Source organism: Acetivibrio saccincola, assembly GCF_002844395.1.
Lineage (GTDB): Bacteria > Bacillota > Clostridia > Acetivibrionales > Acetivibrionaceae > Herbivorax > Herbivorax saccincola.
Genome location: NZ_CP025197.1, coordinates 1,402,556 through 1,421,275, shown reverse-complemented (window position 1 = coordinate 1,421,275; position 18,720 = coordinate 1,402,556). Strand labels below are relative to the sequence as shown.

At 36.8% G+C, this 18,720-nt stretch carries 19 protein-coding genes; 3 read left to right on the top strand and 16 right to left on the bottom strand.

Going from position 1 to position 18,720, the window contains the following annotated elements; genetic code table 11:
• Positions 1 to 33 precede the first annotated feature (33 nt).
• Positions 34 to 741: an RNA polymerase sporulation sigma factor SigK gene (gene sigK, locus HVS_RS06305; RefSeq protein WP_101300302.1), complete on the top strand. Its 708-nt coding sequence runs from the start codon at positions 34 to 36 to the stop codon at positions 739 to 741.
• A 178-nt stretch (positions 742 to 919) separates the two neighbouring features.
• Here sigK and HVS_RS06300 read toward each other — a convergent pair whose 3' ends face one another.
• The 4 genes from HVS_RS06300 to HVS_RS17635 form a co-directional block, all read right to left on the bottom strand.
• Positions 920 to 1,111, bottom strand: a complete 192-nt coding sequence (locus HVS_RS06300) for a hypothetical protein (RefSeq protein ID WP_101300300.1) — start codon at positions 1,109 to 1,111, stop codon at positions 920 to 922.
• A gap of 87 nt (positions 1,112 to 1,198) precedes the next feature.
• The gene (locus tag HVS_RS06295) at positions 1,199 to 2,440 is read right to left on the bottom strand and encodes an S-layer homology domain-containing protein (protein WP_101300298.1); all 1,242 of its coding nucleotides are present in this window, start codon (positions 2,438 to 2,440) and stop codon (positions 1,199 to 1,201) included.
• A gap of 105 nt (positions 2,441 to 2,545) precedes the next feature.
• Complete coding sequence (locus HVS_RS17640) at positions 2,546 to 2,923, bottom strand: 4Fe-4S dicluster domain-containing protein (protein ID WP_341456968.1); 378 nt, start codon at positions 2,921 to 2,923, stop codon at positions 2,546 to 2,548.
• A gap of 51 nt (positions 2,924 to 2,974) precedes the next feature.
• A complete protein-coding gene (locus tag HVS_RS17635) occupies positions 2,975 to 3,670 on the bottom strand; it encodes an aldo/keto reductase (RefSeq protein WP_341456967.1) in 696 nt (231 codons plus the stop codon).
• Between the two features lie 240 nt (positions 3,671 to 3,910).
• On the opposite strand from HVS_RS17635, the gene HVS_RS16685 reads away from it, so the two are divergent.
• The gene (locus HVS_RS16685; RefSeq protein WP_169926536.1) at positions 3,911 to 4,063 is read left to right on the top strand and encodes a hypothetical protein; all 153 of its coding nucleotides are present in this window, start codon (positions 3,911 to 3,913) and stop codon (positions 4,061 to 4,063) included.
• A 34-nt stretch (positions 4,064 to 4,097) separates the two neighbouring features.
• Here the strand turns inward: HVS_RS16685 and HVS_RS06285 are convergent, their stop codons facing one another.
• Positions 4,098 to 4,718 carry a GerMN domain-containing protein gene (locus HVS_RS06285; protein WP_101300296.1) on the bottom strand — a complete coding sequence of 207 codons (621 nt, stop codon included), beginning with the start codon at positions 4,716 to 4,718 and terminating at the stop codon, positions 4,098 to 4,100.
• A 141-nt stretch (positions 4,719 to 4,859) separates the two neighbouring features.
• Positions 4,860 to 5,618, bottom strand: a complete 759-nt coding sequence (locus HVS_RS06280) for a ComEA family DNA-binding protein (RefSeq protein WP_101300294.1) — start codon at positions 5,616 to 5,618, stop codon at positions 4,860 to 4,862.
• A gap of 298 nt (positions 5,619 to 5,916) precedes the next feature.
• Here HVS_RS06280 and HVS_RS06275 point away from each other — a divergent pair, with 298 nt between their 5' ends.
• Positions 5,917 to 7,203, top strand: coding sequence for a D-alanyl-D-alanine carboxypeptidase family protein (locus tag HVS_RS06275; protein WP_101300292.1), 1,287 nt, complete (start codon positions 5,917 to 5,919; stop codon positions 7,201 to 7,203).
• Positions 7,204 to 7,398: 195 nt separating this feature from the next.
• Here HVS_RS06275 and leuS read toward each other — a convergent pair whose 3' ends face one another.
• From leuS to purF, 10 genes are all read right to left on the bottom strand, one after another.
• Complete coding sequence (gene leuS / locus HVS_RS06270) at positions 7,399 to 9,876, bottom strand: leucine--tRNA ligase (protein ID WP_101300290.1); 2,478 nt, start codon at positions 9,874 to 9,876, stop codon at positions 7,399 to 7,401.
• A gap of 21 nt (positions 9,877 to 9,897) precedes the next feature.
• Positions 9,898 to 10,236 (bottom strand): ribosome silencing factor, encoded by a 339-nt coding sequence (rsfS, locus tag HVS_RS06265; protein ID WP_101300288.1) that lies wholly within the window; start codon positions 10,234 to 10,236, stop codon positions 9,898 to 9,900.
• A gap of 77 nt (positions 10,237 to 10,313) precedes the next feature.
• Positions 10,314 to 10,886, bottom strand: coding sequence for a bis(5'-nucleosyl)-tetraphosphatase (symmetrical) YqeK (gene yqeK / locus HVS_RS06260; protein WP_101300285.1), 573 nt, complete (start codon positions 10,884 to 10,886; stop codon positions 10,314 to 10,316).
• Positions 10,887 to 11,009: 123 nt separating this feature from the next.
• Positions 11,010 to 11,621, bottom strand: a complete 612-nt coding sequence (gene nadD / locus HVS_RS06255; RefSeq protein ID WP_101300283.1) for a nicotinate-nucleotide adenylyltransferase — start codon at positions 11,619 to 11,621, stop codon at positions 11,010 to 11,012.
• A 15-nt stretch (positions 11,622 to 11,636) separates the two neighbouring features.
• A complete protein-coding gene (locus tag HVS_RS06250; protein WP_101300279.1) occupies positions 11,637 to 12,599 on the bottom strand; it encodes an ROK family protein in 963 nt (320 codons plus the stop codon).
• Positions 12,600 to 12,626: 27 nt separating this feature from the next.
• Entirely contained in the window at positions 12,627 to 13,889 is a 1,263-nt protein-coding gene (gene purD / locus HVS_RS06245; protein ID WP_101304105.1) for a phosphoribosylamine--glycine ligase, read from the bottom strand.
• A gap of 32 nt (positions 13,890 to 13,921) precedes the next feature.
• A complete protein-coding gene (purH, locus tag HVS_RS06240; RefSeq protein WP_101300276.1) occupies positions 13,922 to 15,466 on the bottom strand; it encodes a bifunctional phosphoribosylaminoimidazolecarboxamide formyltransferase/IMP cyclohydrolase in 1,545 nt (514 codons plus the stop codon).
• 76 nt (positions 15,467 to 15,542) lie between these two features.
• On the bottom strand, positions 15,543 to 16,169 hold the full coding sequence (gene purN, locus HVS_RS06235; RefSeq protein WP_101300274.1) for a phosphoribosylglycinamide formyltransferase: 627 nt from the start codon (positions 16,167 to 16,169) through the stop codon (positions 15,543 to 15,545).
• The gene (purM, locus tag HVS_RS06230; protein WP_101300272.1) at positions 16,163 to 17,185 is read right to left on the bottom strand and encodes a phosphoribosylformylglycinamidine cyclo-ligase; all 1,023 of its coding nucleotides are present in this window, start codon (positions 17,183 to 17,185) and stop codon (positions 16,163 to 16,165) included. Before purM ends, purN begins: the two co-directional genes overlap by 7 nt.
• Before the next feature lie 49 nt (positions 17,186 to 17,234).
• Complete coding sequence (gene purF, locus HVS_RS06225; protein WP_101300270.1) at positions 17,235 to 18,701, bottom strand: amidophosphoribosyltransferase; 1,467 nt, start codon at positions 18,699 to 18,701, stop codon at positions 17,235 to 17,237.
• Positions 18,702 to 18,720: the final 19 nt, after the last annotated feature.

Below are 18,720 nucleotides of genomic sequence, written 5' to 3'. Positions count from 1 at the left end.
ATAAAGTAACCTATTTATTGGAGGTACTTTACTTTGTTTAATATTCTGTTTATTCCATTTATTGAATGCCTTAAAAACATCTTTTTTGTATTTGGTTATATATCCAATACCAGCTCTTTTCCACAACCTCTTAAACCCGAAGAGGAGCAGTATTATATAAAAAAATTGTCAGAAGGCGATGAGGAAGCCAGGAATGTTTTAATTGAAAGAAACTTACGTCTTGTTGCACATATTGTAAAAAAATACACCTCCACCATAAGCGACTCTGATGACTTAATTTCAATAGGAACAATAGGTCTTATAAAGGCCATTGCTACCTTTAACTATGACAAAGGCACAAGGCTTGCAACTTATGCTGCACGGTGTATAGAAAATGAAATACTTATGCAAATAAGGTCAAATAAAAAAATCCAAAGCGAAGTATCCCTCCAAGACCCCATAGGTATGGACAGAGACGGCAATGAAATTTCTTTAATTGATGTTTTAGGCAATGACTCTGAATCTGTTGTAGAAGAAGTGGAGTTAAAGATGCAGGTCAGGCGCCTTTATAAGAAAATGAAGGATGTTTTAAAGCATAGAGAAAAAATGGTGTTAGAATTAAGATACGGCCTTTTAAACGGCACCAGCAAAACCCAGAGGGAAATTGCTAAAATGCTTGGAATATCAAGGTCGTATGTATCAAGGATAGAAAAAAAAGCTATAAAAAAACTTAGCAAAGAATTAAAATCAGAGGGCTGTTAACTGCCCTCTGATTTTAATTTATTATACTTTGATCTTTTACACCAAGTATATATTTTTAGATTTGTTTTTTTAAAGCTGTCCCGCTAATTATTTAGCAGAACAGCTTTATTGTGCTTTTTCAGGTACTATTATTTATAAATTTTTTCTGATATGTACATCAATATAAAAGCAAATTCCGCTACTCAAATGCTGATTTTATATCTTTTTCGCAGTCATTACATATATGTACTTTCTCCCCGAAAAAGTCTATGGTTTTTCCTTTCTTCTCCTCGGAACAAAAAAAGCACTCTTTTGCCACCCCACAAGCTGCCAGCATAGTCATACAGAGTACAACAACCATCAGCAGGGCTAAAACTTTTTTTACTATCATAATCACCTTCTTTAATATTTTTTTACATACGTATAATACCATTTATAGATTAAATAATCAACATAAATCTATAAAAATTACAAACAATTAATCTATACAATTTGCAATTATGGCAAATACTTCTCCTCTTGTAACTTCGTTTCCAGGCTTAAATGTATTGTCCGGATAACCTTTAACTATTCCCTCTTTAACCGCTCCTTCTATAAAATCCGCTGCCCAGCCGGGTATCTCATCCCCGTCTTTAAACCGGGATTTATCAAGCCCTGCCTTTTCAATGCCAAAAGCGTTCATTACCAAGACAACCATTTCCGCTCTGGTTAAATTGTTAAAAGGCCTTAGTGTATTGTCCTCATATCCTTTCAGTATACCTTTTTCTGAAGCAATCTTTACATGATTTGCACACCATGCAGGAATTATGTCTTTATCATTAAAACTTATTTCCCCTTCATCTGAAATTTCCAGCCCCAGAGTGTTTACAAGCAAGACTACGCCTTCTGCCCTTGTTATTTTCTCATCCGGCCTTAATGTATTGTCCGGATAGCCTTTTAATATGCCTAAATTAACAAGTTTTAATGCAAACTCCTTTGACCAGTGGTTTTCAATATCGGTAAAAACCACTGCACCCGGCACATCTCCTGGCTGTTCTTCTATTTCCTCCCCGTCCTTGTCCCAATCTTTACCGTCCTCTCCTACTTCATCAACTTTATCATCCTCTCCCGTGCTTTCATCCTCTTTTTCTGAATCTTTACCGCCCGGCAGAGTACCGGTTCCGCTACTTCCCCCCGGAGATGACGGTTCTTTATCTTCAGGCTTTAAAATACCTGTTATAGATATTTTTTTATCGTCAAAAGAATATTTTGTATCCAAAGACTCTAAATCCCCAACTTTAGTATCAACAATTTCACTACTTACAACCCTTACCGACTCTAGTTCTATACTTGCCTTTGCAGCTTCAAGAACTTTAAAAGTAAATTTACAAAGGTTTACGTTCCCTTTTAAAGGCGATACATCGCCTATTTTTGTATATACAAAGTGAATTTTGTCTTCATCCATGAAATTATATGCGAAATAGCCTTCATTTGTTCCCTCTGCCTTTATCAGTTCCAACTTATCAGGCTCAAAAATTATGTCCAGTTCAAATGCGTATATGTCCTCCACATCTTTCCCCTTAACGTACACATCAAACTCTTTTCCCACTTCCACTTCATTCTTTCCTGCCTCAATAAAAAAGCCGGTTTCAAGCTGTGCTGTCACCCATAAGGGCAGTAACATGCTAAGTATAATTACCCCCGCTAAAACATGTTTAAATCCCTTTCTCACATTAATCATAATTATATCCCCTTCTCATTTTTATACATTTTTCATTTCATTATTTTACATTTATAATTTAATGTTATCTGTTTATAAAATTTAATGTTATCTGTCTCCAAAGCTTTACTCCTTATCAAAAATTTCAGAGGCCTCCTTCATTGTCTCTATAATTGGTAGATGCTGAGGACACACACTTTCACACTGACCACAAGCAATGCACTCACCTGCTCTTCCGCTTCTTTCCACCAAATTGCCGTAATAGAAACGGGGTCTTGCATCTTCACCATACATACGCAGTGTGTTTAAAGCACTTATTACATCCGGAATACTGATATTGACAGGACACCCATCACAACAGTATTTGCATGAGGTGCATTGTATGGTGGGAAGTTTTTGCATAGCTTTAACCACTTCATTGAGAATTTCTCTCTCTTTATCGCTTAAAGGCTCAAAGTTTGTAAAGGTTTCTATATTGTCCCTAAGCTGTTCTTCATTGGACATGCCGCTTAATATTGTGGTTATACCGTCTAAAGAGCCTGCAAAACGGAATGCCTAGGAGGCAATGCTCTTATCCGGCTGGTGTTTTTTCATCATAGCTTCAATTTCCGGCGTGGTACTTGCAAGGGTGCCGCCTTTTACCGGCTCCATTACAATTACCGGCATATTTCTTTCTTTTAACATTTGATACAATTTCCCTGAATGGACAATGGGATTATCCCAATCCGCATAGTTTAACTGGATTTGCACAAATTCCACCTCAGGATGTTCTAAAAGAATTTTCTCCAGCAAAGCAGGGGAACCGTGAAATGAAAGCCCGAAATGCTTTATCTGACCCTTTTTCTTCTTTTCAATTCCCCATTCAAAACAGTTAAACTCTATATATTTGTCATAATTGCTTCCTTCCTCCACACTGTGCAAAAGGTAAAAATCAAAATAATCCACTCCTGCACGTTCAAGCTGCGTATTAAATATTTTGTCACAATCCTCAGCTTTTTTAATCTCCCATGCAGGAAGTTTTGTTGCAAGGTAAAAAGAATCCCTAGGATAACGTTTTACAATAGCTTCCCTCGCTGCTACTTCGGATTTTCCCCCGTGGTACACATAAGCGGTGTCAAAGTAATTGAACCCGCTTTCCATATAAATATCCACCATTTTGCATACCTTTTCCATATCTATTTCTCCGTCTTTTTCCGGAAGACGCATAAGTCCAAAGCCCAGTTTTGGCATCTTACTTACATCAATACTCATTAATCCTTCCTCCATAATTACAAGTTTTAGAAATTTATTATGTCTTACAAACTTCCTATAAACTGTAATCCAACCTGTCCTATAAACCACCCTTCAATTGTACTATACAGGCGGCTTTTTTTCAATAACACTAAAACTTCCTTCCTAAAAAACACTTTCCCTGGAAATAATATTTTTTATTAATTTGTGGTATAATATTTAAAATAATTGTAAATAAGCATAAATTTGTGGAGGGCACAAATGAGAAAAAAAAGGGTAGATAAATTTAAAAAATTGAGAAGAAAACGATATAAAAAAGTGCTGTTGTATCTTTTTGTACTGCCTGCAATTTCAATATTTTTAGGCTACATAATTAGAACTGTTTTCATTCTACCCTTGATGAAAGTCAAATAAAAAAGCCGGCTAAAATACCGGCTTTTTTATTTTGTTAATTTTTTATTACATTTTCATTTCTCTTTATTGGTCTGTCTAAAGCATGGTGAATAAGAACTTCCCTTACATTTCCTTCTATACGGAACTGTACACTGTCTATATGCTCAAGTTCTGTCAATGTGTTTACAATGGAATTAATAGATATAGTTTCAGCTGCCGTTCCTCCCGGTTGGTTAGAAACAAATTCCTCTGATAAATCCACCGTACAGACCCCGTCCTCTGTCTGGATGGATAACAGCCTTGTTCCTTCGGGAATTACACCATATAGTTCCTTATTTTCAGGTCCCTTTTTTAGCTCTTCAAAAACAGTCTCTTCGATACTTCCTTTAATTTCCACTTTTCTTGTTTCAGCAACTGTATATTCCGCCTGATAGTCGCTAAAATAGAGAGTTATATCCCTTATAGTCTCTTCTATAGTCTCTTCTATAGTCTCTTCTATAGTCTCTTCATTTTCATTGCTTTCACTATTTCCCGCAACATAGGTTTCTAAAGAATCAGCTGCAAGAGTTTTTAATGCCTTCTCCTCTAAATTACCATTTTCATTAGAAGACTTGGAGTTGTTGCACCCCGATAATACCATTAATGATATTACCGCAGCTATACATACTTTTTTCATTTAATGTGCTTTGTTAGGCAACAAGCTAACAAACCAGCCCCCCTTTCAATTTTCAAAAAACAAAAAGTCTCACTTTGCAATTTAATTATACTTTATAAACCATATATTTGTCAAAAACCTTGAATTGGAGGGCTTTTAACCTTATTCAACTGTTATTAAATCCTTTAATCTCTTAAATTTGGCATCACCTATTCCTGATACCTTCATTATATCTTCAATTTTTTCAAACCTTCCGTTTTCCTTTCTGAATGCAACTATATTATCTGCAATTGCAGGTCCTATACCCGGCAGTGTAGTCAGCTGTTCTTTAGAAGCTGTATTTATATTTATCTTTAATTTTACACTATTTAAACTCTCACCTACAACAACACCGCCGCTGTCCGCTACAATATTCATTCCTGGAAAAAGCGGATCTGATATTTCTCGAAAAGTATTTTCAGATACACCTCCACTTTCCGGTACACCCTCATCATCCCCTGCACCTTCTCCATCCTCGTCTTTCACATCCTTTTTGCCTCTGATTTGCAGCATAACATTTTCTGTAAGTATGTAAGCAAGATTTATATTTTCCACATCAGCATTTTCTGTAAATCCCCCTGCCAAAAGAACTGCATCTTCTATTATCTGCCCCTTTTCCAAAGTAACTACCGATGGGTTCTTCACTTCCCCCACCACATATACTTTTATCTTGTCCTTTTCTTCTTCCTTTTCTATCTCCTCTTCTTTTTCGGGAATTACTACCATTTCATTATCCGGTTTCATCATAATCACATTTTCGCCATAATCCCACATAATTAGTAAATACCCTGTCATTGACATGCTAAGAAGCAATGCTGTAATAAGAGAAATTAAAACTCCTCTTTTAATGGTTATTTCAGAATTTAACATCTCTTTCAGCATAAGCATTCCCTCCATATTAATTTATATACTTCATCCAAAGAATACTTTTTGGTGGGGACATTTAGCGCCTTGATATAACTTTACTTGATATAACTTTAATTTAAAAAATTTTTGTTTAAAAATTTTTACTCTTATATTGTTATAATTCTACATCATTATACTTCTTCCCTTTAATTACCTAAATTTTTTTTTTGATTTTAATATACATTTTTCTCAACTTTTTTGTTATACTTTAATAAGGCGTAACTAAAACAGCTCTTTTAAACTACATAATTAAGGTATCTGGACGGAGGAATTTATGAAAAAAATACTTTTTATTATATTAGTTCTTTCTGTGGCAATATCAACTGTCTTGCCAATAAATTCACAACCTTTAAATATACCTGCTAGGGCATATATTCTCATGGATTTTAAAACAGGCCAAGTATTATGTGAATATAATTCCAAAACCCCATTGCATCCTGCCAGCACAACTAAAATTATGACAGGGATTTTAGCAATTGAATATGGGGATCTTGACAGTATGGTAACTGTAAGCCAGTCTGCCATTGACAATATCGGCGCCGGTGGAATGCATATAGGTCTTATAGCAGGGGAAAGGCTAAAGCTGATTCACATTTTAAATGCCTTATTAATTAGGTCTGCAAACGAAACCGCTTATGTTATAGCTGAAAACATAAGTTCTTCTCATGAGGAGTTTTTTGACCTTATGAATAAAAGGGCAAAGGAACTAGGCGCTGAGTGTACAAATTTTGTAAACCCTTCAGGTATGGACAATACAGCAGACGGTCACCTGCATGTTTCCTCTGCTTATGATTTAGCTCTCATGGCAAGGCATGCCATGACACTGCCTGAATTTAGAGAAATAGTAAAAAAAACCTACTACAGAATACCTCCTACAAACAAACACGATGAAGAAATTTTTCTAAACACCAGTAACAAACTACTTTTTTCTAAATCCGAATACTACACTGAGGTTACAGGTATAAAAACAGGATATACAGACAGGGCACTGGCCAATCTTGTTTCATCCGCAAGGGATGAAAGCGGTATGGAATTAATTGCTGCTGTAATGGGGGTTGAAAGATACAACGATGTATTCACCTATTCACAAGAGCTTTTAGAATACGGATTTAAAAATTTCTCATTACGTCATGTACTTGCCAAAAATTCATATGCTGAAACTGTACATGTTTCCAATGCTTCAGGAAACAGCAATTTGGATTTGCTTGTAGCTGAAGATTTTGAATGCGTTCTCCCAAAGGGGACAAGTATTAATGAGCTTACTTTTGAAAAAAACATTAATGAAAATATAACCGCCCCTGTATACAAGGGGGATGTATTAGGCAGTATAGAAATAAAAAACGGTCAGAAATCCCTTGGAAAAGTAGACCTTATTGCAACACGCACTGTGGAAGAAAAAATCCCTGAAAAACCTGTCGAAAAAAAACCTGGTACCTCCACAAAAAAGTCACTTCTAAAGCGCATTTTAAATGGCACAATATTTTTTCTCATTGCATTTATACTTCTTAGAATCACACTTAAAAAAATATCCAGAAGTATAATTGCAAAAAATAAATTTTAAATAAAAAACCATGGAAAATTCTAAACCATGAAAAATTTTAAAAAACCCTGAAAAAAAGGCTGTGCAAAAGCATTTTTACTGCTTATGCCAAAGCCCTTTTTAGTCCTTACTCCACAACAAATCTTACTCTACAATAAAATCCTCACAGACAAAATCCATACTTCACAATAACAAGACCTTTTTCACAACAAGTAGTTACTTTACAACAATGTTTACAAGTTTTCCTGGTACAGAAATTACTTTTACAACATTCTTTCCTTCAATTGCCATCTTAATTTTTTCACTTTCTAAAGCCTTTTCTTCCATTTCTTTTTTATCCAGTCCAGCCGGGATAACAATTTTATCCCTCACTTTTCCGTTTATCTGAACTACAATTTCTATTTCATCTTTAACCAATGCACTTTCGTCATACCCTGGCCATTTTTCATCATGGACACTGCCCTCTTTTCCTATAGAGCACCATAACTCTTCTGCCGCATGAGGAATAAACGGAGCCAGCATAAGTATCATTTTTTCAATACCTGATTTTATTATTCCCTTGTTTTTCTTTTCATCAGGCACTTTGTCACTGTAATTGTAAAATGCATTTACAAGCTCCATTATGGCACTTATTGCTGTATTAAAGTTAAACCTCTTTTCAATATCATCAGTTACTCTCTTAACTGAATTATTTATAACAAACCACAAATCTTTGTCTTCCTTTGTAAACCCTGCAGGATTTACTTCATAATCACCTTTTACAATATCTATAAAGTGATTTATTATCCTCCACACCCTGTTAATAAATTTGTAACATCCTTCAACCCCCTGGTCGCTCCACTCAAGGTCTTTTTCCGGAGGAGATGCAAATAATATAAAGAGTCTTGCAGTATCCGCCCCGTACTTTTCAACTATCTCCTCAGGACTTACCACATTTCCTAAGGACTTTGACATCTTAGCCCCGTCTTTTAAAACCATACCCTGGGTTAAAAGATTTTTAAATGGTTCATCATAGGATACATACCCCATATCATAGAGGGCTTTCATGAAAAATCTGGAATACAAAAGATGAAGTATTGCGTGCTCAACACCGCCTATATACTGGTCAACAGGCATCCAATAATCTACACTTTCCTTTTCAAAAGGAAGTTTATCATTACATGGGTCACAATACCTCAAAAAGTACCAGGACGAACAAACAAAGGTATCCATAGTATCAATTTCACGTCTTCCCTCTTTACCGCATTTAGGGCATTTTGCCTTTAAAAATTCCTCATTCGTTGCTAAAGGTGATTCCCCTGCTCCTTTAAACTTAACATCTACAGGCAGTACAACCGGCAAATCTTCTTCGGGTACCGGTACAATACCGCAGTCATCACAATAAACAACAGGAATAGGAGCTCCCCAATACCTCTGTCTTGAAATCAGCCAGTCCCTGAGTTTAAAATTTACTTTCCTTTCACCAAAGGACTTTTCTTCTATATAGTCTATTATTCTATCTATTGCCTCATCACTCTTAATGCCGTCAAACTGTCCTGAATTCACAAGGTAGCCTACATCTTCATAGGCCTCAGTCATACTTTCTGCATTAAGTTCTTCTCCTTCCGGCTGAATAACCACTTTTACAGGCAAATTATATTTCTTTGAAAACTCAAAGTCACGCTGGTCATGGGCAGGTACAGCCATGACAACCCCTGTCCCGTAATCCGCCAGTACATAGTTTCCAAGATATAAAGGTACTTTATCCCCGTTTAAAGGATTAACAACATACCTTCCAGTAAACACTCCCTCTTTTTCCACATCCGTTGCTGTCCTGTCAAGTTCACTTAAAAACTTCATTTTTTCAATAAACTCAGTGCAAGCCTTTTCCTGCTCTGTTCCCTCTATAATCTCTTTTGCCAAAGGATGTTCCGGTGCCATAACCATATATGTGACACCAAAAATGGTATCAGGCCTTGTGGTGTAGATCCTCACTGTTTTATCAAGCCCGTCCACTTTAAAATCAACTTCCACACCTTCACTTCTGCCAATCCAGTTTTGCTGCATTGTCTTTACTTTGTCAGGCCATCCTTTGAGCTTTTCAATATCGTCTAAAAGCCTTTGGGCATACTTTGTTATCCTAAAGAACCACTGCTCCAGGTCTTTCTTTGTAACAGTGGAACTGCATCTTTCGCAAGCCCCGTTTACAACTTGTTCATTTGCCAGAACTGTTGAACAGGAAGGACACCAGTTAACAAATGATTTTTTCTTGTATGCAAGCCCGTTTTTGTAAAGCTTAAGAAACATCCACTGTGTCCATTTATAATAATCAGGATGGCAGGTAGCCACTTCCCTGTCCCAATCATATCCCATTCCAAGTCCTTTTAGCTGCTCCCTCATGCTTTCTATATTTGACCATGTCCACTCATTAGGGTGGATATTTCTCTGTATAGCAGCATTTTCTGCAGGCAGTCCGAAGGAATCCCAACCCATTGGGTGAAGTACATTGTACCCGTTCATCTTTTTAAATCTTGCTACAACATCCCCAATGGAATAATTTCTGACATGCCCCATATGAAGTTTACCTGAAGGGTAAGGAAACATTTCTAGAACATAATATTTTTCTCTGCTGTCATCCTCTTTTACAGAAAATGGTTTTTCTTCTCCCCATTTTTTCTGCCACTTTTTTTCAATTTCCTTAAAATTGTAGTGCATAAAAATACCTCCACCTCTATTTTAACTCTGTTCTTTCATACCATCTGACCATAATCTTTCAAGATTATAAAACTCCCTGTCTTCTTCATGGAAAATGTGAACAACAACACTGCCATAGTCCATCAATACCCATCTGGCACTATTGTAGCCTTCTCTATGTAAAAGCTTTACATTCTCTTCTTCCATTTTAGCTTCCACTTCATCAGAAAGCATTTTTATATTAATAACAGATGTCCCACTGGCTATAACAAAATAATCAGCTAATGTGGAAAGTTCTCTTATATTTATAATCTTTATATCCTTTGCCTTTTTGTCTTCTAGTACATCAGCTATTTTTTTGGCTATCTTATCAGGTTTCAAAACACAATCCTTCCTTTCATAAAGGGTCTTTTCAGTTTCAAATTATACCATATGAAAACTATCTATGTAAATAAACATTATTTCCTCATTCTCTTTTTTATCAAATCATTTCTTGCCAGCACTGCCACAGGATGAATCAAAAGCCCTTTAGTCATAATGTGCTTCATAATGTTTTCAAGGGAAACAATTATAGCCCTGTCTAAATCAACAAAAGCAAGTTTCCTAAGTTCTTCAATCCCCTCAAAATCCCTGCCTGGTTCAACATAGTCGGCAATAAAAACTATTTTGTCCATGGTAGTCATATTTTCCCTGCCAAGGGTATGGTGCTCTATTGCATCTAAAACTTCCTTATCGGTAACGCCATACTCCTTTGATGCCAATACCGCCCCAACCTTTCCGTGCAGCAGCTTTGGCTGAAGTCTCTCCACATCATTCACATCTATTTTATATTCTTCACAAAGCCGCAACAATTCATCAGCTTCAATATTTTTTGCACAATCATGTAAAAGCCCGGCAACAGCAGCCTTTTCCCGGTCTGCCCCATGTGCCGCTGCCAGTTCTTCTGAAAGGTCCATCACATTTATTGAGTGAACAAACCGCTTTTTTGTAATGTTTTCTTTAAGTTTAACCTTCATTTCTTCCCTGGTCACTTTTTTTCCCTCGCATTATATTACTGGTATTCTATTTCTCCCATTATATTACTCATATTATATTTATCAGATTACATTACTCGCATTATATTTCTCACATTATATTATAAGCAAAGTTTGTTTTTATAAGTAAAGCTTGTTTTCTTTAATGTATTTTTCCACTCTTTCTGGAACCAAATACTTTATAGACCTTCCCTCTTTTACTCTCTTTCTTATTTCCGTAGAAGAAATATCTATCAGTGGAATATATGCTTTTTTTATTTTTGCATGGTATTTAGTTTCTAGATACTTTATGTGCCCTTCAAATCCTTCCGATTCAAAACCGGGCCTTAAAGCCGCAATAAACTCACATTCTCTAAATACCAGCTCAAAATCTTTCCACTTTGATAAATCGTATAAAACATCAGCCCCTACTATATAGTACAGCAAAACATTATCTTTTAATAATGTTTTTAATTTTCTTAAAGTATCAATTGTATAAGTATAACCTTCCCTTTCCACTTCAATTCTGGATTCTTCAAAAAAATCATTCCCTTTTACAGCTTCACAAACCATATTAAACCTGTGCTCTTTATCAATAACTTCCCCGCCGGTTTTGTGAGGCGGATTTCCGGAAGGCATAAAAAGCACCTTGTCCAGTCTGAAAGTTTCCCGTATTTCTTCTGCCATTATTAAATGCCCGTTGTGAATAGGATTAAATGTCCCGCCTAAAATACCTATTTTAGTAGTAAGCATAATAAAATACACCTTTTATTTAATTTCTTTAGCCAGTGCAAGGGCACCGTATATAATAGAATGGTCCCCCAATGCACTTTCCACAATTTCTGTCCCTTCAAGCATGCCAGGAAGTATAAATTTTTTTATATATTCCTTTAAAATCGGCATAATATAACAGCCTAAAGACTCTATTACGCCGCCGCCTAATACCACCATTTCAGGATTAAAAATATTTATTAAAGAACCTGTCCCGGCAGCTAAGTAATATATTGCTTTATCTAATACTTCAACAGCAAGAGCATCTTTTTCCTCAATAGCTTCTTTTAACGGCTTACTGCTAATAACTGAACTTTCCATATCCATTAAATCTTTTAAAATACTCTCCCTGCCTCTTTTTATCTGATTCTTTATTTCCCTTGTCATAGCCACCTTTCCTGCATATGATTCAAGGCAGCCCCTTTGACCGCAGTTGCAGTAGGGACCTTCAGGATTTATAACCATATGCCCCAGCTCACCTGCTAAATGATTTGCCCCTGTAAAAAGCTTATCATCTACAATGAGCCCTCCTCCTATCCCTGTCCCTACAAAAATTCCAACTACATTTTTTTTATTTATGGCGGCACCGTATTTCCATTCTCCCATAATACCAACATTAGCATCATTTCCCACAACAAAAGGTATTCCTAATTTGCCCTCAATAATTTTTTTTATATTATAGTTTTTCCAGGGCAGGTTGGGGGAATATATAATTTCCCCGGTATCTTTATTTATAACCCCGGGAGCACCTGCTCCTATTGCTGCAATTTCTTCCTTTGGTACCTGGGATTTTTCCAAAAGCTCTTCTATCACACCTAAAAGTCTTTCTTCCACCACTTCAAGACCTTTATGAGCCTTGGTTTTCTTTTTTACCTCACAAATTATATTGTCTTTTTCATCAACTATAGCACCTAATATTTTTGTCCCGCCAATATCAATACAAATATACTTGTCCGCCATTAAACCTACCTCACATGAGAAATTCTTTTATTTTACCCCAATATCTTTTCTATAATGAGCATTTTTAAAGCTTATTTTTCCAACAGCCTCATATGCCTTTTTAATTGCCGAATCCAGACTGTCCTCTAGTGCAGTAACCCCTATGACCCTTCCTCCTGCTGTTATGTACTTTTCATTTTCCTTCTTGGTTCCTGCATGGAAAACAACAACATTAGCATCTTTTTGAGCTTCATCCAGTCCTAATATTTCAAAACCCTTTTCATACTCTTTGGGATATCCCCCTGAAGCCATTATAACACATACACATCCGCTATCGCTCCACTTTATATCAATTTCATCTAATTTTTCATCTATAACAGCATTAAATATTTCCAAAATATCAGTTTGAAGCCTTGGGAGCACAACCTGTGCTTCAGGATCTCCAAATCTTGCATTGTATTCCACTACCTTAGGACCGTCCTTTGTAACCATAAGACCAAAATACAACACTCCTTTAAACTTTCTGCCTTCTTTATTCATAGCTTCTATTGTAGGCATAAATATTTTTTCCATGCAAATCTTTTCAACTTCCGGAGTGTATATCCTGCTTGGTGAAAAAGCCCCCATACCTCCTGTATTAGGTCCTTCATCATTGTCAAATACCCTTTTGTGATCCTGTGCACTAACCATAGGCTTTACCGTCTTTCCATCGGTAAAAGCAAGGACGGTAACTTCCTGTCCAGTCAAAAATTCCTCAATTACAACTTTATTCCCGGCTTCCCCAAAAGCCTTCTCCTCCATCATACTTTTTACTGCTTCTTTGGCTTCATCAAAATCCCGGGCTATTATCACACCTTTCCCCAAAGCAAGTCCGTCTGCTTTAACAACTATAGGATAGGTGTTTTTTTCTTCTAAATATGAAATAGCTTTTTCGCTACTGTCAAAAACCTCATACTCCGCTGTAGGTATTCCGTATTTTTTCATAAGCTCCTTGGCAAAGGATTTACTTCCCTCAATTATGGTAGCAGCTTTATTTGGTCCAAAGGCTCTTATCCCATTTTCTTCTAATTTGTCAACCATACCTGCCGCTAACGGGTTTTCTGCTGCCACCACCACCAGGTCAATTTCTTTTTCTTTGGAGAAATTAACCACGCCATCTACATCCAAGGCATCTATGGGTACACACATAGCTATTGATGAAATACCGCCATTTCCTGGGGCACAGTATACTTCCTCAACCAATTTGCTTTGTGCAATTTTCCACACAAGAGCATGTTCACGCCCGCCACTTCCTACAACAAGTACTTTCATTCCAATCCTCTCCTTTAAGCCTGTATCTATAATCAATGTTTAAAATGCCTCATTCCGGTAAATACCATAGCAATACCATTTTTATTGCATTCATCTATAGACTCCTGGTCTCTTTTTGCCCCGCCAGGCTGGATAATTGCAGTAACACCTGCTTTAGCTGCTTCTTCAACACAATCCGGGAACGGGAAGAAAGCATCTGAAGCCATTACTGCGCCCTTAGCCTTTTCTCCTGCGTAATCAATGGCAATCTTTGCAGCTGTCACCCTGTTAGACTGTCCAGGTCCTATTCCCACTGACTGTTTATTTTTTACCAACACTATTGCATTTGACTTGGTGTGCTTTACAACTTTCATGCCAAATATCATATCTTCCAGTTCTTCATGTGTAGGTCTCTTTTCTGTAACATACTCCAGTTTATCAACATCAAAAAGCTCATTATTGTAGTTTTGAACCAATAAGCCGCCTGCAACCTTTTTCATATCGTAAGTTCCCGCAGGCAATTTAGTGGCAATATTATCAAGCTCTAAAATCCTGATATTTTTCTTCTGGGTAAGAATTTCCAAAGCTTCCTTTGTATATGATGGAGCAATTATAATTTCAATAAATATTTTATTTATCTCCTCTGCAGTCCTTGCATCTATCTCCCTGTTTGCAGCAATAATTCCGCCGAATATGGAAACAGGGTCTGCTTCATATGTCTTCAAATAAGCTTCATATATGTCTTTTCCGCTGGCCACACCGCAAGGATTAGCATGTTTAACTGCAACAACCGTTGGCTCATCAAATTCTTTTAAAAGCTCTAATGCACCATTGGCATCATTTATATTGTTATATGAAAGTTCTTTTCCGTGATGCTGTTTTGCCGACACTAAATTTCCGATATTTGCACCCACTTCTTTGTAAAAAACAGCCTTTTGATGAGGGTTTTCCCCATATCTCATATCCTGCACTTTTTCAAATGTAAGGGATAAAGTTTCTGGAAATTCTTCTTCACCCGTCTTGTCCCTTAAATATTTTGCAATTAAAGTGTCGTAATGGCTGGTATGCTCAAAAACTTTGTATGCAAGTTTAAACTTGGTCTTAACAGACATGTCTTTTGAATTTTTTATTTCATCTAAAACCATTTTATAATCGGAAGGGTCCACCACCACAACAACATCCTGATAATTTTTTGCTGCCGCCCTTAACATGGTAGGACCACCTATATCAATATTTTCAATAGCTTCCTCCAGTGAAATATGTCCCTTTAATATAGTTTCCTTAAAAGGATAAAGGTTTATAACAACCATATCAATAGGCTCTATTCCAAGCTCCTCAAGCTGCTTCATATGCTCCGGGTTGCTTCTCATAGCCAAAATGCCGCCGTGAACCTTTGGATGAAGGGTTTTTACCCTTCCGTCAAGGCACTCCGGAAAACCCGTAACATCGGATATATTAATTACCTTTATACCATTATCACTTAAAACTTTTGCAGTACCCCCTGTTGAAATAATTTCAACTCCAAGGCTTTCCAGTTCTTTTGCAAATTCCACAATACCGGTTTTGTCTGAAACACTAATTAATGCACGTTTAATCATTATTACCACTCCTTTTATGTATATTGTATTTATTCCCACTTAAATTCAATCTTTGTCTTCTTTTTTACATTTTCCCTCAGTCTTTTATTCTAACTCTTCTTCCCTCTACTGAAATCTTTCCTTCTGAAATTAACTTTACTGCTTTTGGCAGTATCTCCCACTCCGCCTCTTCCATTACTCTTTTTTGCAGCGTTTCAGGAGTATCGTCATCTTTTACATATACAGCCTTTTGCAAAATAATAGGACCTGAATCAGCCTCTAATTCTACAAAGTGAACAGTTGCCCCTGTAACTTTAACCCCGTATTCTAAGGCTTTTTGATGGGGAATTATCCCGTAATACCCTTTTCCGCAAAAAGAAGGTATCAAAGAAGGGTGAATATTAATTATCCTCCCCTTAAAACGCTGTACAAAAGTCTCCCCTAAAATGGATAAAAAACCCGCCATAACAATCAGGTCAACTTTGCACTCTTCAAAATGCTTTATTAGAGCCTCATCATATTCTTTAATATCTGCATAATTCTTTCTTGCAATGCACGTTGCAGAAATACCATGCTTCTTTGCCCTTTCTAATGCATATACGCCTTCTTTGCTTGAAACAACTGTAACAATTGAACAATTCCCAATATAGCCTTCTTCAATCTTGTCAATTAAGGCCTGGAGATTTGTCCCTCCTCCAGAAACCAAAACACCTATCTTCAGCATAATTCAACCCCGGCCTTTCCGCTGACTACCTCCCCTATAATGTAGGCTTCCTCTTTTTCCTTATTTAAATACTCCAATACACTATCTGCTATTTCATTATCTACAGCAATAACCATTCCTATTCCCATATTAAATGTATTAAACATATTGTTTTCATCAATCATTCCCACATCCTGAAGCAAATTAAACACCGGAAGTATTGGCCAAGAACCTTTAAAAACCTTAACCCCCAGCCCTTCCGGAATCATTCTTGGAATGTTTTCGTAAAATCCTCCACCTGTAATGTGGGATATTCCTTTGATTTCAAATTTATCTTTTAAATCCAATATAGTCTTAACGTATATTTTGGTAGGCTTTAATAAAGCCTCTCCTAATGTAGAACCTAAGGATTTTACCTTTTCTTTAAGCTTTTCTTTTGTAGGTGACAAAACTTTTCTCACCAATGAATACCCATTGCTGTGTATCCCTGAGGAAGCTATGCCTATTATCTTGTCCCCTTCTTTTATATTTTTACCGTCGATAATTTTGCTTTTATCTACAATACCAACTGCAAAACCTGCCACATCATACTCTCCGTCCGGATAAAAACCCGGCATTTCAGCAGTCTCCCCTCCAATTAAGGCACAGCCTGCTTCAATACATCCCTTTGAAATGCCCTTTACAATTTCCGTAACTTGCTCAGGACGGTTTTTCCCCAACGCAATATAATCTAAGAAAAACAAAGGTTCCGCACCGCTGCACACTATATCGTTTACACACATGGCAACGCAGTCAATTCCAATGGTATCATGCTTATCCATTAAAAAAGCAATTTTAAGCTTTGTCCCTACCCCGTCAGTCCCTGATACCAGTATAGGTTCTATGTACTTTTCCTTATTTAAAGCAAAAAGTCCCCCAAACCCTCCTATATCAGTAAGCACTTCCGGTCTAAAGGTTCTCTTTACATCTTCCCTCATTAATCTGACTGCCTCATAACCAGCCTCTATATCCACACCAGCATCTTTATAAGTAGCCATTTTTAAAAACCTCCAACAAATGATATTTTACCATTATTTTTTTAAAAAATCATCCACAAGAAGAATTATTTGCATTCTCCGGTACTTCCATAGGATATTTACCTTCAAAGCAAGCTGAACAAAAACCTGTTTTTGAACCCAAAGGTGTTTTTAAAAGCCCCTCAACACTTAAGTATCCTAAACTGTCGGCTCCTACCATTTTGCATATTTCTTCAGTGGAATATTTAGCAGCAATAAGTTGGGAACTGTTGGAAATATCTATTCCAAAAAAGCAGGGGTATTTAACCGGCGGAGAACTAACCCGCATATGAACTTCAGTAGCCCCGGCTTCCTTTAACATCTCAACTATTCTTCTGCTGGTAGTTCCTCTTACTATGGAATCGTCCACCATTACAAGCCTTTTGCCATTTACCACATCTTTTATGGCATTTAATTTGATTTTAACAAATTTTTCCCTTTGTCCCTCCTCCGGCTGGATAAAAGTCCTACCCACATATCTGTTTTTAAGAATCCCCATACCATAGGGAATACCGGACTGCTGGGAAAAACCCAGTGCTGCAGTAAGACCGGAGTCAGGTACACCAATAACTAAATCCGCATCCACCGGATGCTCTATTGCAAGCCTTCTTCCAGCTTCTATCCTGGCTCTGTAGACACTTGCCCCGTCAATATAGCTGTCAGGTCTAGCAAAGTATATATGCTCAAATATACAAAGCTTTGACTCATTGGGTACTTTTGTCTGAATTGAGTTTAGCCCCTCTTCTGTAATAACCACTATTTCTCCCGGGTTTACATCTCTTAAAAACCTAGCTCCCACCGCATCTAAGGCACATGATTCAGATGAAAGGACATGGGAACCGTCTTCAGTCATTCCAATGCACAAAGGTCTTATTCCTAAGGGATCCCTTACCCCTATAAGTTTTCTGGGAGACAACATAATCAATGCATACGAACCTTTTATTTCCTGCATTGTCTTTATTATCGCCTCTTCAATTCCAGAACTTGTAACCCTGTGTCTGGAAATAAGATTTAAAATAAGCTCTGAATCTATAGTAGACTGAAATATAACACCTTCTTCCTCAAACTTTTCCCTAATCTCATTTGAATTTACAAGATTTCCATTGTGGGCAAGGGCTAATTTGCCATTTTTGTATTTTATCACCATGGGCTGGGAATTTTCCCTTATGTTTTCCTTTGCCGTAGAATATCTCACATGACCTATTGAAACATTTCCTTCAAGTTTATTAAGTATTTTTTCTGTAAATATTTCAGGTACAAGTCCCATATCTCTATGAAAAACCAAGTTTTCATCTGAATTTACAGCAATCCCGCAGCTTTCCTGCCCTCTGTGCTGAAGGGCATATAGTGCATAATAAGTAGCTCTGGCTGCATTACCTCCTTGTCTGTTAAAAATTCCAAACACCCCACACTCCTCATTCAACTTATCTAATCTAAAATCATCTTCTAAAAAGAAATAATCTTTATCTTGTTGTATAAATTCCCCATTAACACTCATATAAACTTCTCCCTTACAT

Coding starts and splice junctions, on each gene's coding strand:
- HVS_RS06250 (WP_101300279.1), bottom strand. CDS start 12,599: ATGGCGGACAAGTATATTTGTATTGATATTGGCGGGACAAAAATATTA.
- HVS_RS17635 (WP_341456967.1), bottom strand. CDS start 3,670: ATGAGTATTGATGTAAGTAAGATGCCAAAACTGGGCTTTGGACTTATG.
- HVS_RS06300 (WP_101300300.1), bottom strand. CDS start 1,111: ATGATAGTAAAAAAAGTTTTAGCCCTGCTGATGGTTGTTGTACTCTGT.
- HVS_RS16685 (WP_169926536.1), top strand. CDS start 3,911: ATGAGAAAAAAAAGGGTAGATAAATTTAAAAAATTGAGAAGAAAACGA.
- HVS_RS06275 (WP_101300292.1), top strand. CDS start 5,917: ATGAAAAAAATACTTTTTATTATATTAGTTCTTTCTGTGGCAATATCA.
- HVS_RS06280 (WP_101300294.1), bottom strand. CDS start 5,618: ATGCTGAAAGAGATGTTAAATTCTGAAATAACCATTAAAAGAGGAGTT.
- leuS (WP_101300290.1), bottom strand. CDS start 9,876: ATGCACTACAATTTTAAGGAAATTGAAAAAAAGTGGCAGAAAAAATGG.
- purN (WP_101300274.1), bottom strand. CDS start 16,169: ATGCTGAAGATAGGTGTTTTGGTTTCTGGAGGAGGGACAAATCTCCAG.
- HVS_RS17640 (WP_341456968.1), bottom strand. CDS start 2,923: ATGTCCAATGAAGAACAGCTTAGGGACAATATAGAAACCTTTACAAAC.
- purM (WP_101300272.1), bottom strand. CDS start 17,185: ATGGCTACTTATAAAGATGCTGGTGTGGATATAGAGGCTGGTTATGAG.
- purD (WP_101304105.1), bottom strand. CDS start 13,889: ATGAAAGTACTTGTTGTAGGAAGTGGCGGGCGTGAACATGCTCTTGTG.
- purH (WP_101300276.1), bottom strand. CDS start 15,466: ATGATTAAACGTGCATTAATTAGTGTTTCAGACAAAACCGGTATTGTG.
- HVS_RS06285 (WP_101300296.1), bottom strand. CDS start 4,718: ATGAAAAAAGTATGTATAGCTGCGGTAATATCATTAATGGTATTATCG.
- HVS_RS06295 (WP_101300298.1), bottom strand. CDS start 2,440: ATGATTAATGTGAGAAAGGGATTTAAACATGTTTTAGCGGGGGTAATT.
- purF (WP_101300270.1), bottom strand. CDS start 18,701: ATGAGTGTTAATGGGGAATTTATACAACAAGATAAAGATTATTTCTTT.
- nadD (WP_101300283.1), bottom strand. CDS start 11,621: ATGCTTACTACTAAAATAGGTATTTTAGGCGGGACATTTAATCCTATT.